Here is a 16020-nt window from a genome sequence, read left to right on the forward strand (position 1 = left end):
GCCAGTTACGAGAAAGGCGCATCCTCGGATGCGCCTTTCTTCTATCCGGACTCTACCCACGCTCCACGGTTGCTTAATTTGAAGTACAACCGTTTCTGGGGGACGCATGCTGCAGAATATCAGGGACAATTCACAAGGCTGGATTGCCAAGACCATTATCGGGGTCATCGTCGCACTGATGGCGCTGACCGGTTTCGATGCCATTTTTCAAGCCACTTCCACCAGTCAGGACGCGGCCAAGGTCAATGGCGAAGAAATCACCCAGAATGAGCTGAGCCAGGCGGTTGATATGCAACGCCGTCAGCTCATGCAACAACTGGGCAAGGATTTCGATGCTTCCTTGCTCGACGAGAAGCTGCTGCGTGAAGCGGCTCTCAAAGGTCTGATCGACCGCAAGCTGCTGCTGCAAGGCGCGGAAAACTCCAAGTTCGCCTTCTCTGAAGCCGCTCTGGATCAAGTGATCCTGCAAACGCCGGAATTCCTGGTGGACGGCAAGTTCAGCCCTGAACGTTTCGACCAGGTGATCCGTCAGCTGGGTTATAGCCGGATGCAGTTCCGTCAGATGCTGGCTCAGGAAATGCTGATTGGCCAGGTGCGCGCCGGTCTGGCTGGCAGCGGTTTCGTGACCGATGCCCAGGTGCTGGCATTCGCTCGTCTGGAAAAACAGACCCGCGACTACGCTTCCCTGACCATCAAGGCCGACCCGGCGGCAGTCAAGCTGACCGACGATGAGGTCAAGGCTTACTACGACGAACACGCCAAGGAATTCATGTCGCCGGACCAGGTGGTCATCGACTACCTGGAATTGAAGAAGGCTTCCTTCTTCGATCAGGTCAACGTCAAGGACGAAGAGCTGCAGGCGCTGTATCAGAAAGAAACCGCCAACCTGTCCGAACAGCGTCGTGCCGCGCACATCCTGATCGAAGTGAACGACAAGGTGAACGAAGCACAGGCCAAGGCCAAGATCGAAGAGATCCAGGCGCGCCTGGCCAAGGGCGAAAGCTTCGAGGCACTGGCCAAGGAGTTCTCCCAGGACCCGGGTTCGGCGAACAACGGTGGTGACCTCGGTTATGCCGGCCCTGGCGTCTATGACCCGGCTTTCGAGGAAGCGCTGTACGCCTTGAACAAGGATCAGGTTTCGGCTCCGGTACGCACCGGTTTCGGCTTCCACCTGATCAAGCTGCTGGGTGTCGAGGCCCCTGAAGTGCCGAGCTTCGCCAGCCTGAAAGACAAGCTGACCCGCGAGCTGAAAACCCAGCAGGTCGAGCAGCGTTTTGTCGAGGCGACCAAGCAACTGGAAGACTCGTCGTTCGAAGCCTCGGATCTGGCCCAGCCGGCTCAAGAGCTGAAACTGACCGTGCACACTTCCGCTCCATTCGGGCGTGAAGGGGGCGACGGCATTGCTGCCAACCGCGCCGTGATTCAGGCTGCTTTCAGCCCTGAAGTGCTGGATGAAGGTGCCAACAGCACCGCCATCGAACTGGATCCGGAAACCGTAGTGGTCCTGCGCGCCAAAGAACATCGCAAGCCAGAGCAACTGCCGCTGGAGAGCGTCGCCAGCAGCATCCGCACGCAATTGGCCAAGGAGCACGCCAGTGCTGCCGCCAAGGCCAAGGCCGATGCCTTGATCGCCAGCCTGCGTGAAGGCAAGACTGCGCTGAAGGCGCCTGTCGATGGCCAGAACTGGAAGGTTTCCGAAGCAGTGACCCGCGGCCAGGAAGGCGTCGAGCCGATCGTGTTGCAGGCCCTGTTCCGCATGGCCAAGCCAGCGGCCAAGGACAAGCCGACCTTCAGCAGCGTGACCCTGCCGAACGGCAGCCTGGTGGTCCTGCAGCTCAATGGTGTGAACGAAGCCGCTGCACCGAGCGACGAAGAAAAGGCTCAGTACCGCCGCTTCCTCGCCTCGCGTATGGGGCAGCAAGACTTCGCGGCGTACCGCAAGCAGTTGGAAAACCAGGCTGACATCAAGCGCTTCTGATGCCTGACTGAAGTCACAAACAGAGACCCCGGCCAACGCGCCGGGGTTTTTGTTTTCAGCCTATGGCGGGAAACCCATGGCGGCGGGCGTTCACGACCACTACCAGGCAAACCAGCAGCAGGCCGATGATCACCCAGGGAAACGACAGTACCCCGGGACCTTCCAGCAGTATGCCCCCCACCAGCCCGCCACCGGCGATGGCCAGGTTCCAGGCGGTCACCAGCATCGACTGCGCGGCGTCGGCAGAGGAACCGGAAGTCTTCGCCAGGGCTGTCTGCAGCAGGGTGCCGAGGCCACCGTACGACAAGCCCCAGAGGACCATCGAGGCGTAGACCGCGGCTGGCGCGTCGGGGCGCAGCGCCAGCAGCAGTGCACAGAGGCCGAACAGGATGCAACTGACCAGCACCAGCCGCCGCGACCAGCGATCGATCAGCAGGCCGACGACCCAGATGCTCAGCACCGCGGTCAACCCGAATACCAGCAACACCCGGTCGATCTGCCCGGTGATACCGGCCGGCTCCAGGAGCGGCGCGATATAGGTGTAGAGGATGTTGTGGCCCAGGACATAAGCGAAGGTCACGAACAGCACCGGCTTGACCCCGGGCAAGGCAAACACGCTCTTCAGCGACAGGCGCTTGTCGCTGCGCAGGCCGGGAAAGTCCGGCACCTGCCAGCGCACCCAGCCGAGTAGAACCAGAGTCAGCACCGTCATCAAGGCAAAGCTGGCCCGCCAGCCGACCAATGCACCGAGCAGTGTGCCCGCCGGCACTCCCAGGGACAGCGCCAACGGTGCGCCAAGCATGGCGACGGCGATGGCCCGGCCTTGCAGGTGCGGTGCGACCATGCGGCTGGCATATCCGGCCAGCAGGGCCCAGAGCAGCCCGGCGAATATCCCGGCAAAAAAGCGCGCGACCAGGATCAGGCTGTATTGGGTGGAGAACGCGGTGACACTGTTGACCAGCGCAAAGCCGCCTATCGCGATCATCAGCAAGGGCCGGCGGCGCCAGCCCTGGGTGAGGATCACCAGCGGGATCGCCGCCAGGAGCGAACCAATGGCGTACAGCGTAACCAGTTGGCCCACCAGCGCCGGGGACACCGCCAGGTCCTGGCTCATCTGTGGCAACAGGCCGGCTGGCATGGCTTCGGTAAGGATGGTGATGAACCCGGCGGTCGCCAGCGCCAGCAGGCCGCTCAGCGGAAGTCGGTCGTGACGTCTGGATTCAATGTCCAGCAGGTCGACGGTGGCAAGAGGTTCGGTCATGGTCTCAGGCTCGCTACAGGTTTCAGGAAGTAGGGAGGCTGAGGGTAGGGCGCTGTGATAAAGAGAAAAATAGGCTAAGGTTCCGAACTTATCGGACATCCATGTCCGCAATAGCGAGGTTGGCGATGGACTGGTTGAGCAATATCTCAGTCTTCCTGCAAGTGGCGAAAACCCGCAGTTTTACCGAGGCGGGGCGGTTGTTGGGGGTATCGTCTTCGGCTGTCGGCAAGAGCATCGCGCGGCTCGAGGAGCGCCTGGAGACCCAACTGTTTCATCGCAGTACCCGCAGCATCACCCTGACCGCCGAAGGTGCAGGTTTTCTCGAGCGCTGCCGCCGGATTGTCGCCGAGGTCGAGGCGGCCGAATTCGATCTGTGCAAGTCTTCCAATGCTCCGAGGGGCAAGCTGCGGGTCAGCCTGCCGCAGGTGCATGGCCTGGTGATGCCGGTGTTGGTGGAGTTCATGCAGCGTTATCCGGAGATCGAGCTGGATATCGTGCTGACGGACCGCATAGTGGATGTCGTGGAAGAGGGGTTCGATGCCGTGATACGTACCGGCAGCCCCGGTGACTCACGGCTGGTGGCCCGGTCCTTGGGGCAGTACCGCCTGGTGCTGGTGGGGACGCCTGAGTACTTTCGCGAGCATGGCGTTCCGCAGACGCCCGCCGACCTGGCTAACCACGGGTGCTTGCGGCATACCTTCCACAACACGGGCAAAATCGAGCACTGGCCATTGCGACGAGCGGTCGACGCCCCGGAACCGCTGCTGCCGACACGTTTTGTCAGTACCTCGATCGAAGCGCTGGACCACGCGGTACGGCGCGGCCTGGGGATCGCCTGCCTGCCCGATTTCATGGTTCACGAAGCGGTCGAGCGGGGCGAGTTGCAGCGGGTGCTGGACGAGCATCTCGAACACAACGGCACCTTCTGGCTGCTCTGGCCTGCGAGCCGGCACACCGCCGCCAAGCTGCGGGTGTTCATCGATCATCTGTGCGCGCGACTTTTTCCGGCAAACCGTGGTCAGTAACCTTGTATTCACCTTAAGACACTAATCCGCGCGCCCTGTGGCCTCGAACTGTTGCACAATACGCCCCGGACCGTTTTCCTCAGGATTTTCGATGCATAGATCATTTCACCTGCGTGCCGCCGGGTTGACGCTGCTGCTGGCGGCCGTCGCCGGTTGTTCGTCGCAGAAGACCGCCATTTACGAGCATGAAAACTTCGATGACTCCGGCACCTTTTCGCGCAATTACCCGGTGAGTGACACGGCGTCCTGCGAGGCCGCCCGTCGCGCCCTGCTCAGCCAGGGCTACATCATCACCAGCAGCGATCCGAAACTGGTCAGTGGTCACAAGAGCTTCCAGCAGACGGGCGAAACCCACATGGAGATCAGCTTCAGCGTGGTGTGCGCCCAGGACGGCAGTACCGATCACCGCTCCACGGTGTTCGCCAACGCCCTGCAGGACCGTTATGCGCTGAAGAAGGTCAACAACTCGGCGAGCCTGGGGGTGGGCGTGCTGGGTTCGGTGTCGATGCCGATCGGCTCGACCGACGACTCGATGGTCAAGGTCGCCAGCGAGACGGTTTCCTCGGCGAAGTTCTATGAGCGTTACTTCGCCCTGGTGGAACTGTTCCTGCCGCAGGAAGCGAAAAAGGCCGCGCACATCATCGAGAAGCCGAAGACCGATCTGGGCATGCCCGAACCCAAGCCCGCCGAGCCCGCCGCAGCGCCAGCCCCGGCGCCTGTGACGCCGCAACCGGCACCTGTCGTACCGCCTGCTGTACCGGCTGCCGAGCCGACTCCGGCCACTGCACCCGTTGCGCCACCCGCATCGAACTTCTCGGAACCGCTAGCGCCACCCGCGGAAGCGGCGCCCATTGCGCCGGGCGCACCTGCCGAGCCGACACCGTCCACCGAGATCGTGACCCCGCCTCCCGCCAGCACCTTGCCGGCGCCGACAGAGCCGATTCCGGCAATGCCACAGTAAGCATCTGCGGATAGCTGCGAGATCGACCCTGGTGTCGATCCCGCGGTTGCCAGTCCTCTCTGAAGATTTCTTTGCCAGCTCGCGGGTAAATCCGTTGCCAGCTGCTACGTTCCATCTGAGGGACGGAGATTGCGCACGGTTTTTTTTCTGTCACATCGGCACTTTATGCTGACGGCTCAGTCAGTAAGAAGACGACTCAGCACGCAGGTTACCTAAGCCCCACCCACAGGCCACACACAAGGAGTCCGCGATGGACGATTACCAAGAAGAACTGCTGGAATTCCAGGCCTTTGAACTGGACCCGCTGGAACCCGCAGAAGACGCCACCGAGCTGTAACGCCGGTGGCGTTTTTTTTCAGGCGGACTGCCGGTGGCTGCGACGAAATTCACCCGGTGTCTGGCCGCTCCAGCGCTTGAAGGCGCGTTGAAAGGCCTCGGCTGAGGCAAACCCCAACAGATAGGCAATTTCCCCGAAGGCCAGTTCGGTATCGCGAATGTAGGTCATGGCCAGATCGCGGCGGGTGTCGTTGAGAATGGCGCGAAACTGCGTCCCTTCCTCGGCGAGTTTGCGGCGCAGGGTCCAGGTTGGCAGCTTCAGGCGTGCCGCCACTTCCTCCAGGTCGGGCTCCCGGCCACCATTGAGCAAAGGCCCCAGCAACTGAGTGATGCGTTCACGCAGGCTGCGGGTGCGGGTCAGTTGCTCCAGTTCCCGTTCACAGAGTTGCAGCAAATGGCGCCAGGTACTGGGGCAGTGCTCGACATTGCGCTGGGCCAGGGTGGTCTGGCTCAGGCGCAACTGATTGTGCTCGGCGCCGAACAGGATCGGGCAATCCCCCAGGCTGTTGTAGCGTTCGCGGTAATCGGTCTGGGCAAACTCGATCTCGATGCGTTCAGCCTTGACCGGCGAGCCGAGGCTGCCCAGTTGCTGCAGCCAGCCGGCCAGGATCGAATCCACCACAAAGCGGTTGTAGGCGTTGTAGGGGCTGATGGAGTAGAAGCGCAGCCAGGCGCCGTCGGCGTCTTCATGGAAGCTCGACTGGCCGCGATAGTTCGAGCCATACAAAGCTTCGAAACGGGTCAGGCAACGCGCGGCTTCGCGTACGGTCGGCGCCTGGGCGGCGGTGACGCCCGCCAGCCCGGCCTGGCTCAGGCGGCTGAGCTGGCCCATGCGCAGCCCCAGCGCCGGATCGCCGGTCAGTTGAATCGCCGCGTGGCCCAGGCGCATGTAACGGGGAATCGACAACCGCGCCCCGGCCTCGGCCAGGCGCGCAGCATCCAGTCCGTATTGTTCCAGCAGCGGCTGCGGGTCGAGGCCATGGCTGCGCACGGCGTCGGCCAGGCTATGGACGAAGCCCACCGACAGGTCTCCGAGGCGCATCGGCTGGGGCTTCATGGACTTACAACCAGATATTCAGCAAACGTGCGCCACGGGCATCGCCATCGGCGAAGTGCTCGCCGTTGCTGTTGATGAAGCTTTGCCCGGCGCTGCCCTGATCCCAGAACTGGCCGCGCAGGAACACGCTGACGCCGGCGCTGGCCAGGCTGCTGGGCGCGCGGCTGGTCAGGGTCAGGCGGCGCCAGGCTTCGCCTTCGCTGACCTCTTCAGGCTTGAGGCTGACCTCGCTTGGGGTCGAGAGGTTCTTGTAGCCGCGCCACGGCCTGTCCCAGGCGCCACGGCCCATGACGAAGGCCGGGACCGCCACCAGTTGCGCGCCCTGGGCGTTGAGCTTGCGGTAGTTGTCCGGGTACCAGCTGTCGCTGCCGATCAGCACGCCCAGGCGGCCGGCCGGGGTGTCGACCACCTGGACAGCCTGGTCGGCGCTGGCCTGGATAAAACCGCGCTCGTCGAAGGTCGGGTACAGCTGGCGTTGCGGCTGGCCGATCGGCAGGCCATCGCTGCCGAAGACCAGGGTGGTGTTGTACAGCGCGCCGCTGCCGATGCGCAGGTTACTGCCTTCGATCACCGGTTCCGGCAGGACAATGGAGCCCGCCACCAGAGTGATGCCAAATTCCTTGGCCAGGCCGCCGAACAGCCGCTGGTACTGCTCGGCCATGCTCCTGGCCTTCATCCGCAGGTGCGCGTCGCTCAGGCGATTGTCACCCTTGGCGGTGATCAGGGCGCGCAGGAAGGGCAGGGGGTTGCTTACCGCCAGCCAGTTCATCGCCTCTTTCAGGCTGGCGGCCTGATACAGCTCGTTTTTCTCGCCGCTGACCATCAGCCAGGTGCCGATGTGCTCCGGCAGCACCACCACGGTCTTTTCGTTCAGCAGCCCCTGGTCCCGGGCCTGTTGCAGATAGGCCGCGAGCTTGCGGTGCAGACGCTCGGGGCTCTGGTAATCGGTGGGGAACAGCTCGGGCTGGATACCCAGCAGGTTGCCATGGTCGGCAGGGGTGCCCTGGTCCACCGCGAGCTGGATGCGCAGGTCGGACAGGTAATGACCGATCGGCCGCTCGCGGGTCCACAGGGTGTAGCTGGTCAGGGCGGCAATCAGGGCCAGGGTGAAGGTGAAGTAAAGAAGTTTGCGCATGGGAAGACAGTCGGCAGCCGTGTGCGGGATTCGCTGACTAGGGTAGGGCCCATGTCCGCGATTGCCAAGGGCGGGCTGCGCATTTGGATCAATAAGTTGTCAGTTACGGTCATTGAGCGCCTTGGGGGCTGCTCTTAGTCTGTCGAACATGACCGACGGGAGCCGCAGAGCTTCCGCATTTTTTCCGTGATCGTTCGATGTGGAGTTACCGATGGCCGCCGCTCACTACCCGCATTTGCTGGCCCCGCTGGACCTGGGCTTTACCACCCTGCGCAACCGTACCCTGATGGGCTCGATGCACACCGGCCTGGAAGAAAAGCCCGGCGGTTTCGAACGCATGGCCGCCTACTTCGCCGAGCGTGCCCGCGGTGGCGTCGGCCTGATGGTGACCGGCGGCATCGGCCCCAACGACGAAGGCGGCGTGTACTCCGGCGCGGCCAAGCTGACCACCGAGGAAGAGGCGCTCAAGCACCGTATCGTCACCCGCGCGGTCCACGAGGCGGGCGGCAAGATCTGCATGCAGATCCTCCATGCCGGGCGTTATGCCTACAGCCCGAAACAGGTGGCGCCGAGCGCGATCCAGGCGCCGATCAACCCGTTCAAGCCCAAGGAGCTGGACGAAGAGGGCATCGAGAAGCAGATCCGCGACTTCGTCACCTGCTCGACCCTGGCGCAGCTGGCCGAGTACGACGGCGTCGAGATCATGGGCTCCGAAGGCTACTTCATTAACCAGTTCCTCGCCGCGCACACCAACCACCGTACCGACCGCTGGGGCGGCAGCTACGAAAACCGCATGCGCCTGCCGGTGGAAATCGTCCGCCGCGTGCGCGAAGCGGTAGGCCCGAACTTCATCATCATCTTCCGCCTGTCGATGCTCGACCTGGTGGAAGGCGGCAGCACCTGGGAAGAAATCGTGCAGCTGGCCAAGGCCATCGAGCAGGCCGGCGCGACCATCATCAACACCGGTATCGGCTGGCACGAAGCGCGGATCCCGACCATCGCCACCAAGGTGCCACGTGCCGCCTTCAGCAAGGTCACGGCCAAGCTGCGCGGTTCGGTGTCCATCCCGCTGATCACCACCAACCGCATCAATACTCCGGAAGTGGCCGAGCAGATCCTCGCCGAAGGCGACGCCGACATGGTCTCCATGGCGCGGCCGTTCCTTGCCGACCCGGAGTTCGTCAACAAGGCGGCCGCGGGGCGTGGCGATGAAATCAACACCTGCATCGGCTGCAACCAGGCCTGCCTGGACCACACCTTCGGCGGCAAGCTCACCAGTTGCCTAGTGAACCCGCGGGCCTGCTACGAGACCGAACTCAACTACCTGCCGGTGCAGCAGATCAAGAAGATCGCCGTGGTCGGCGCCGGCCCCGCCGGGCTGTCCGCCGCGACCGTGGCGGCCGAGCGCGGCCATCAGGTGACGCTGTTCGATTCGGCCAGCGAAATCGGCGGCCAGTTCAATGTCGCCAAGCGCGTGCCGGGCAAGGAGGAGTTCTTCGAAACCCTGCGCTACTTCAAGCGCAAGCTGCAGACCACCAACGTCGAGCTGTGCCTGAACCGTCGGGTCGATGTCGAGCAACTGGTGGCCGGCGGTTATGACGAAATCATCCTGGCCACCGGTATCGCCCCGCGCACGCCGGCGATCCCGGGCGTCGACCACGCCAAGGTCCTGAGCTACCTGGACGTGCTGCTGCAGCGCAAGCCAGTGGGCCAGAAAGTGGCGGTGATCGGGGCTGGCGGCATCGGCTTCGACGTCTCCGAGTTCCTCGTGCATCAGGGCGTGGCCACCAGCCAGGACCGTGAAGCGTTCTGGAAGGAGTGGGGCATCGACACGCACCTGGAGGCCCGTGGCGGCGTCGCCGGTATCAAGCCCGAGCGTCATGCTCCGGCGCGCCAGGTGTTCCTGCTGCAGCGCAAGACCTCCAAGGTCGGCGACGGCCTGGGCAAGACCACCGGCTGGATTCACCGCACCGGCCTGAAGAACAAGCAGGTGCAGATGCTCAACAGCGTCGAGTATCTGAAGATCGACGACGCCGGCCTGCATATCCGCATCGGCGAGAGTGGCGAGCCGCAGGTGTTGCCGGTGGACAATATCGTGATCTGCGCCGGCCAGGATCCGCTGCGCGAACTGCACGAAGGCCTGGTGGCCGCCGGGCAGAACGTGCACCTGATCGGTGGCGCCGACGTGGCCGCCGAGCTGGACGCCAAGCGTGCGATCAATCAGGGCTCGCGCCTGGCCGCGGAACTCTGATCCAGCGGTAATCATGGCCACCGGGGTTCTGCGAAGAGCCCCGGTGGCTTTTTTATGTCTGTTCCGACGCCATCGCGGGCAAGCCTCGCTCCTACAAAAAGCCCCACGGTCTTCGTCTGTAGGAGCGAGCGGGCGGCGATCCGACTTGCCTGCGATAGGGCCCTTCAGGCTGGTAGACTTCCTGCCCCCGCTATCCAGAAGTTGCCAGTCATGCATCACCGTCTTGCTTCATGAGCCTCGGACCTTTCCACTGGCTGCCGAGCGCGCCCCTGCAAACCCTGGCCCTCGACTGGCTGTCCCGCGCCGGGGTGGAAGTGGCGGTCCTGCGCCTGGACCGGATCGACCCGCTGATCTCCGGCAACAAGTGGTTCAAGCTCGCCCCGCATCTGGCGGCGGCTTGCGAGGCCGGTGCCCGGGGCATCATCAGCCTGGGCGGCGCTCACTCCAATCACCTGCATGCGTTGGCGGCCGCCGGCAAACGTTTCGGTTTCGCCACTGTGGGGCTGCTGCGCGGCCATCCGCAGGACACGCCCACCGTGCTCGACCTGCAAGGCTTCGGCATGCAGCTGCACTGGCTCGGCTACGGCGGCTACCGAGCGCGGCATGAGCCAGGCTTCTGGCAGCCCTGGCAGGCCCAGTACCCTGAATTGTTCCCGGTGGCGGAGGGCGGTGGCGGCTTGCTCGGGGCCAGCGGCTGCATGCCGCTGGTGAACCAGATGCGCAGTCAACTGAATGCCTTGGGCTGGGACGACTATCACGGCTGGTGGCTGGCCGCCGGCACCGGCACCACCCTGGCCGGGCTGGTGTTGGGGGAGGCCGGTGCCCACCCGGTGTATGGCGCCCTGGCAGTGCCGGACGATCACGGTGTCGCGCAACAGGTGGCGGCTATTGTGCGGGAGGCGGGCTTGCAGGACGGGGGTTATGAGCTGTTCGACAGCAGTCGCGGCGGTTTCGCCAAGGTCGATCCGCTGCTGCTGGCGTTTATCGAAGAGACTGAACGCCACAGCGGCATCCCCCTGGAGCCGCTGTACACCGGCAAGGCCTTGCTGGCCCTCAAGCAACAGGTGGAGGCCGGGCGCTTTGCCGCCGGCAGCCGCCTGGTCTTCGTCCATACCGGCGGCTTGCAGGGCCGTCGGGGTTTCGCCGAGCCGGCGCAGCCTTAGCCGCGCTTGGGCAGCATGCGTTGCAGGGTGTTGTCGCGCATAAAGTAGTGGTGGTAAAGCCCGGCCACCGCATGCAGCCCGATCAGCCAGTAGCCGACGGTACCCAGCAGCACGTGCCAGCCTTCGACCTGCTTGGCGAACTGTTTGTCTTCAGCCACCAGCAGCGGCAGGTCGATGCCGTAGAACATCACCTGATGGCCTTCGGCGCTGGTGATCAGCCAGCCGAGGATCGGCATGGCGATCATGAACAGGTACAGGGCCCAGTGCATCAGCTTGGACAGCAGCATCTGCCAGCTTGGCGGTGTGGGCAGGATCTTCGGCGCCACCCCCAGGCTGCGGGCCAGCAGGCGCAGCCAGACCAGCACGAACACGGTCAGGCCGAGCATGAAGTGCGCTTCCTTGATCAGCGTCCGGCCACCGCTGCCCTTGGGAAAAATGCCGCGTAATTCGATGCAGGCGTAGACCGCGATCAACAACACCAGCATCAGCCAATGCAATGCAATCGACACCGTGCTGTAACGGTTGTCGGAGTTCTTCCAGGGCATAGAGCCTTCCTCGTTCATCAGGTCAGTAGCCTCCGTTCTTAACGACGGAGTGCTGTAACTGTAATCCTGTTTCCGAGGCTCTGCCCGGGGCAAATGCGCGGTTTGCGCGAGTGCCGGTAAAAAAACGGCAGCTCCATGCCGGGCTGCCGCTCGGGGGAGGCCAATGGCCGATCAGCTGCTTTGGGGCATCTCGCCGTTGGCCAGGCGCTGGTTGATGTCGGCGATCACCTGCGGCAAATCGCTGATGGTGTCGATCATGTAGTGCGGCCGCGAACCCTCGAACAGCCCGTGGATGCGCTGGCGCTCGCTGGCCAGGGTGTCGCTGCCCAGGGCGCGATAACCCTCGTAGGTCAGGCCCAGGGCGTTGCCGGAGCAGATCAGGGCCACAGTCCACATGCCGGCGCGACGGCCTTCGAGAATGCCCGGCACGGTGTCGTCGATCTTCACGCAGGCGGCGACATCGTCGATCCCCAGGGCGATCACGTTGGCCAGGGCCTGGGCCGGCCATGGGCGGCCGTTTAGCACCTCGTCGGTGGCCACTACGTGGTCGGCGACGTAGCCATTGGCCGCGGCCAGTTCCACCACCTTGTCCATGACCTGCTTCGGGTAGCCGGAGCAGGAGCCGATCCGGATGCCTTGCCGGCGCAGGTTGGCGATGGTTTCCAGGGCGCCGGGGATCAGCGCCGAATGTTCGGCGATCTTTTCGATCTGCAGCGGCATGAAGTGCTGGTAGATGGCGGTGACATCGTCGTCGGTCGGGGTGCGGCCGAACACCTGGCGATAACGCTCGGCAACCTGCGGCAGGTCGCACAGGGTGCGGATGTGGTCCCACTTACCCATGCCCATCGGGCCACGGGCTTCTTCGATGGAGACCTGCACGTCGAACTCGGCGAAGGCCTCGACGAAGATCTGGGTCGGCGCAAAGGAGCCGAAGTCGACCACGGTGCCGGCCCAGTCGAGGATCGCGGCTTGCAGCTGCTTGGGGGTGTTGTAGTTCATTTGTTGATGCCTATGTATGTAGGAGCGAGGCTTGCCCGCGATGAACGATGACGAGGTTGGGCTGACGAAACGCGGTGCCCACAATCGCGGGCAAGGACTAGGCGTCCCCCCTGCTCCTACAGGTTGTGTGTCGGGGTCAGATATCCAGCACTTGCATTTCCCGCAGCACATCGGCGATGGCCTGGACCGCGGCGCGCATCCCGGCCGGGTCGACGTGGCCGATGCAGCCGACGCGGAAGGTTTCGACCTGGGTCAGCTTGCCGGGGTAGAGGATGAAACCCTTGGCCTTGACCCGTTCGTAGAACTCCTTGAACTGGTAGCGCGGATCGTTCGGCGCGTGGAAGGTGACGATGATCGGCGCCTGGATCGCCGCCGGCAGGAAGCTGCGCAGGCCCAGTTGCACCATGCCGTCGAGCAGCGCCTGGCAGTTGGCGGCATAACGCTGGTGGCGCGCCGGCAGGCCGCCTTCTTCGTGGTATTGCAGCAGGGCTTCGTGCAGCGCCGCGACCACGTGGGTCGGCGGCGTGAAGCGCCATTGCCCGGTCTTGGTCATGTAGCTGTGCTGGTCGTGCAGGTCCATGGCCAGCGAGTGCGAATTGCCGGCGGCCGCGGCCAGGGCTTCCTTGCGGGCGAAGACGAAGCCCATGCCGGGGACGCCTTCCAGGCACTTGCCGGACGCGGCGATCAGCGCGTCGAACGGCACCTGCCGGGCATCGATCGGCAGCGCGCCGAAGGAACTCATGGCGTCGATGATCAGGCGTTTGCCATGACCGGCGACCACCTGGGCGATGTCCGGCAGCGGGTTGAGGATCCCGGTGCTGGTTTCGCAGTGGATCAGCGCCACATGGCTGATGGTGGCATCGGCATGCAGCAGGCGATCGACGTCGGCGGCGGTGGAGGGCTGGTCCTCGGCGGTTTCGAAGGTGCTGAAATCGCGACCCAGCACTTCGCAGATCCTCGCCAGGCGCTTGCCGTAGGCGCCGTTGATCAGCACCAGCACCTTGCCGTCGCGTGGCACCAGGGTGCCGATGGCGGCTTCCACGGCGAAGGTGCCGCTGCCTTGCAGGGGCACGCAGTGGTGGCTGGCGGCGCCGTTGACGATGGCCAGCAATTGTTCGCAGACGCTGGCGGTCAGCTGGTTGAAACGGTCATCCCATGAACCCCAGTCCAGCAGCATCGCCTGGCGGGTACGGGCCGAAGTGGTCAGGGGGCCGGGAGTGAGCAGGATGGGCGCGGCAGTACTCAATTCGGGTGTCCTCGCAAAAGCGTTATGGGATGCGCTTGGGATAAAAACTACGGGGCTTAAATTGCAGTTTGCCTCGCTATCAATCAAATTGTTTGTTGTTATATCAGCCATAAGTGAGGCCGATAGATATGAACCTGTTCCAACTGCGCGCATTCGATGCCGTGGCCCGTGAAGGCAGCTTCACCCGGGCCGCCGCGCGGCTGTTCATCAGCCAGCCGGCGGTCACCGGGCATATCAAGGCGCTGGAGGAGCACTACCAGATCACCCTGCTGCGGCGTACCGCGCGCCGGGTCGAACTGACGGAAGAGGGCATCAAGCTGGCGGCGATCACCCGCGCCCTGTTCGGCCTGGCCGAAGAGGCCCAGGCCATGCTCGAAGCCAACCGGCAACTGCTCACCGGGCGCCTGGAAGTGGCGGCGGACGGCCCACATATGGTGATGCCGATGCTCGCCAGCCTGCGCGAGCGCTATCCGGGGATTACCGTCAACCTGCGCCTGGGCAATGCCCAGGAAACCCTGGCGGCGCTGCTTTCGGAGCATGCCGATGTGGCGGTGCTGACCGAGGTCGAACCGCGCAAGGGCCTGCACCTGCAGAGCCTCGGCGAGTCGCGGATCTGCGCGCTGGTGCCGCAGGGCCATCCATGGCTGGCCGAGCCCGAGGGCGTGCGGCTGGAGCGGCTGGACCAGGTGATCATGGTCCTGCGCGAACCCAGCTCGATTACCCGCCGCACCTTTGACGCGGCCTGCACCCAGGCCGGAATCAACCCCAAGGTGCTGCTGGAGCTCGACAGCCGCGAGGCAGTGACCGAGGCGGTGGCGGCGCAGTTGGGCGTGGGCGTGGTGTCGTCGCTGGAACTCAGCCCCGACCCGCGGGTGCGGGCGCTGCCGATCATCGGCGAGGGGCTGTTGAACCGGCACATGCTCGGCTGCCTGGAGCGGCGTCGGGAGTTGCGCCTGATCCAGGCCTTCCTGGCGCTGGCGCCCACGCATTGAACCTGTAGCCGCTGCCGCAGGCTGCGATAAGGCCCGCAGGGCCTTCCTGGGGCCTCAAGGGCGCGTGCCGTTCCGGGCCGAACGCAGCCTGCGGCAGCGGCTACAGGGAGCGAGCCGGGCGGTCGCGCAGCCTATCGAGAAAGGTCGTCACCTCGTGCCAACACGGCTCCTGTGCGCAGTCGATGCAACGTGCGCCTGGCCCGGCTCGCCGCCGTGACGGGCAAGGCCGACAAGGGCTGAGGGGCGGGACAGGTGGTCGCGGATCTGACTTTTTGGTCGATTGGTGCCTTCAGGCCGTATAAACTTGCCCATCGCGTCGGCCAAATCCAACTCGACGCCACAGATCAAAGAGAGTGAGTAATGGGCGCACAGTGGAAGGTTAAACACAAAGAAGCAGCAGCCAACGCCAAGGGCAAGATCTTCGGCAAGCTGGTCAAAGAGATCACCATTGCTGCCCGCAACGGCGCTGACGTCGCCACCAACGCACACCTGCGTCTGGTGGTGGAGCAGGCGAAAAAGGCCTCGATGCCCCGCGAGACCCTGGAGCGTGCGATCAAGAAAGGTTCGGGCCAGCTCGGCGAGACCGTGCAGTACCACCGCGTGACCTACGAAGGTTTCGCGCCGCACCAGGTGCCGCTGATCGTCGAGTGCGTGACTGACAACATCAACCGCACCGTCGCGGAAATCCGCGTGGCTTTCCGCAAGGGCCAGCTGGGCGCTTCGGGTTCGGTGTCCTGGGACTTCAACCATGTCGGCATGATCGAAGCCATGCCGGACAGCCCGGACGCCGATCCGGAACTGGCAGCCATCGAAGCCGGGGCCCAGGATTTCGAGCCGGGCGAAGAGGGCGCGACCCTGTTCCTGACCGAGCCTGCGGACCTCGACGCAGTGCAGAAAGCCCTGCCCGAGCAAGGCTTCACCGTGCTGTCGGCCAAGCTAGGCTACCAGCCGAAGAACCCGGTCAGCGGCCTGTCCGACGAGCAGATGGCGGAAGTCGAAGCCTTCCTCGAAGGCCTGGACAACCATGACGACGTGCAAGACATGTTCGTCGGCCTGGCGGGTTAATCCAGC

General features: G+C 64.1%; 13 protein-coding genes. 7 read left to right on the plus strand and 6 right to left on the minus strand.

What is annotated here, in order from left to right; all coding sequences use genetic code 11:
• Window positions 1–106: 106 nt before the first annotated feature.
• Window positions 107–1978 carry a SurA N-terminal domain-containing protein gene (locus tag J4D28_RS18940; protein ID WP_028682790.1) on the plus strand — a complete coding sequence of 624 codons (1872 nt, stop codon included), beginning with the start codon at window positions 107–109 and terminating at the stop codon, window positions 1976–1978.
• 55 nt (window positions 1979–2033) lie between these two features.
• On the opposite strand, the gene J4D28_RS18945 is transcribed toward J4D28_RS18940, so the two are convergent.
• A complete protein-coding gene (locus tag J4D28_RS18945) occupies window positions 2034–3239 on the minus strand; it encodes an MFS transporter (protein ID WP_028682791.1) in 1206 nt (401 codons plus the stop codon).
• A 125-nt stretch (window positions 3240–3364) separates the two neighbouring features.
• Between J4D28_RS18945 and J4D28_RS18950 the strand changes: the two genes are divergently transcribed.
• The gene (locus J4D28_RS18950; RefSeq protein WP_016701941.1) at window positions 3365–4264 is read left to right on the plus strand and encodes a LysR family transcriptional regulator; all 900 of its coding nucleotides are present in this window, start codon (window positions 3365–3367) and stop codon (window positions 4262–4264) included.
• A 91-nt stretch (window positions 4265–4355) separates the two neighbouring features.
• Window positions 4356–5225 (plus strand): DUF2242 domain-containing protein, encoded by an 870-nt coding sequence (locus tag J4D28_RS18955; protein WP_016701940.1) that lies wholly within the window; start codon window positions 4356–4358, stop codon window positions 5223–5225.
• Window positions 5226–5580: 355 nt separating this feature from the next.
• Here the strand turns inward: J4D28_RS18955 and J4D28_RS18960 are convergent, their stop codons facing one another.
• Window positions 5581–6618, minus strand: coding sequence for an AraC family transcriptional regulator (locus J4D28_RS18960; RefSeq protein WP_016701938.1), 1038 nt, complete (start codon window positions 6616–6618; stop codon window positions 5581–5583).
• Between the two features lie 4 nt (window positions 6619–6622).
• Window positions 6623–7753 (minus strand): carbon-nitrogen hydrolase family protein, encoded by a 1131-nt coding sequence (locus J4D28_RS18965; protein WP_028682792.1) that lies wholly within the window; start codon window positions 7751–7753, stop codon window positions 6623–6625.
• Window positions 7754–7964: 211 nt separating this feature from the next.
• Between J4D28_RS18965 and J4D28_RS18970 the strand changes: the two genes are divergently transcribed.
• Together J4D28_RS18970 and J4D28_RS18975 are read left to right on the plus strand one after the other, a co-directional pair.
• Complete coding sequence (locus J4D28_RS18970) at window positions 7965–10004, plus strand: NADPH-dependent 2,4-dienoyl-CoA reductase (protein WP_103331409.1); 2040 nt, start codon at window positions 7965–7967, stop codon at window positions 10002–10004.
• 230 nt (window positions 10005–10234) lie between these two features.
• Complete coding sequence (locus J4D28_RS18975) at window positions 10235–11167, plus strand: 1-aminocyclopropane-1-carboxylate deaminase/D-cysteine desulfhydrase (RefSeq protein WP_041986314.1); 933 nt, start codon at window positions 10235–10237, stop codon at window positions 11165–11167.
• Here the strand turns inward: J4D28_RS18975 and J4D28_RS18980 are convergent.
• From J4D28_RS18980 to J4D28_RS18990, 3 genes are all read right to left on the minus strand, one after another.
• On the minus strand, window positions 11164–11712 hold the full coding sequence (locus J4D28_RS18980) for a cytochrome b (protein WP_009049841.1): 549 nt from the start codon (window positions 11710–11712) through the stop codon (window positions 11164–11166). The genes J4D28_RS18975 and J4D28_RS18980 overlap by 4 nt on opposite strands.
• Window positions 11713–11883: 171 nt before the next feature.
• Window positions 11884–12711, minus strand: a complete 828-nt coding sequence (gene phnX, locus J4D28_RS18985; RefSeq protein WP_103331410.1) for a phosphonoacetaldehyde hydrolase — start codon at window positions 12709–12711, stop codon at window positions 11884–11886.
• Window positions 12712–12847: 136 nt separating this feature from the next.
• A complete protein-coding gene (locus J4D28_RS18990) occupies window positions 12848–13957 on the minus strand; it encodes a 2-aminoethylphosphonate--pyruvate transaminase (RefSeq protein ID WP_028682795.1) in 1110 nt (369 codons plus the stop codon).
• 128 nt (window positions 13958–14085) lie between these two features.
• Between J4D28_RS18990 and J4D28_RS18995 the strand changes: the two genes are divergently transcribed.
• Entirely contained in the window at window positions 14086–14949 is an 864-nt protein-coding gene (locus J4D28_RS18995; RefSeq protein ID WP_103331411.1) for a LysR substrate-binding domain-containing protein, read from the plus strand.
• 360 nt (window positions 14950–15309) lie between these two features.
• Window positions 15310–16014: a YebC/PmpR family DNA-binding transcriptional regulator gene (locus J4D28_RS19000; RefSeq protein WP_009049837.1), complete on the plus strand. Its 705-nt coding sequence runs from the start codon at window positions 15310–15312 to the stop codon at window positions 16012–16014.
• Window positions 16015–16020 lie beyond the last annotated feature (6 nt).

This window comes from Pseudomonas sp. GW531-T4, from assembly GCF_017349615.1.
Lineage (GTDB): Bacteria > Pseudomonadota > Gammaproteobacteria > Pseudomonadales > Pseudomonadaceae > Aquipseudomonas > Aquipseudomonas chlororaphis_I.

Excerpts from the sequence above, each read along its gene's own strand:
- J4D28_RS18975 (WP_041986314.1), top strand. The coding sequence starts at position 10,235 with ATGAGCCTCGGACCTTTCCACTGGCTGCCGAGCGCGCCCCTGCAAACC.
- J4D28_RS18965 (WP_028682792.1), bottom strand. The coding sequence starts at position 7,753 with ATGCGCAAACTTCTTTACTTCACCTTCACCCTGGCCCTGATTGCCGCC.
- J4D28_RS18980 (WP_009049841.1), bottom strand. The coding sequence starts at position 11,712 with ATGCCCTGGAAGAACTCCGACAACCGTTACAGCACGGTGTCGATTGCA.
- J4D28_RS18995 (WP_103331411.1), top strand. The coding sequence starts at position 14,086 with ATGAACCTGTTCCAACTGCGCGCATTCGATGCCGTGGCCCGTGAAGGC.
- J4D28_RS18970 (WP_103331409.1), top strand. The coding sequence starts at position 7,965 with ATGGCCGCCGCTCACTACCCGCATTTGCTGGCCCCGCTGGACCTGGGC.
- J4D28_RS19000 (WP_009049837.1), top strand. The coding sequence starts at position 15,310 with ATGGGCGCACAGTGGAAGGTTAAACACAAAGAAGCAGCAGCCAACGCC.
- J4D28_RS18960 (WP_016701938.1), bottom strand. The coding sequence starts at position 6,618 with ATGAAGCCCCAGCCGATGCGCCTCGGAGACCTGTCGGTGGGCTTCGTC.
- J4D28_RS18955 (WP_016701940.1), top strand. The coding sequence starts at position 4,356 with ATGCATAGATCATTTCACCTGCGTGCCGCCGGGTTGACGCTGCTGCTG.
- J4D28_RS18950 (WP_016701941.1), top strand. The coding sequence starts at position 3,365 with ATGGACTGGTTGAGCAATATCTCAGTCTTCCTGCAAGTGGCGAAAACC.
- J4D28_RS18940 (WP_028682790.1), top strand. The coding sequence starts at position 107 with ATGCTGCAGAATATCAGGGACAATTCACAAGGCTGGATTGCCAAGACC.
- phnX (WP_103331410.1), bottom strand. The coding sequence starts at position 12,711 with ATGAACTACAACACCCCCAAGCAGCTGCAAGCCGCGATCCTCGACTGG.
- J4D28_RS18945 (WP_028682791.1), bottom strand. The coding sequence starts at position 3,239 with ATGACCGAACCTCTTGCCACCGTCGACCTGCTGGACATTGAATCCAGA.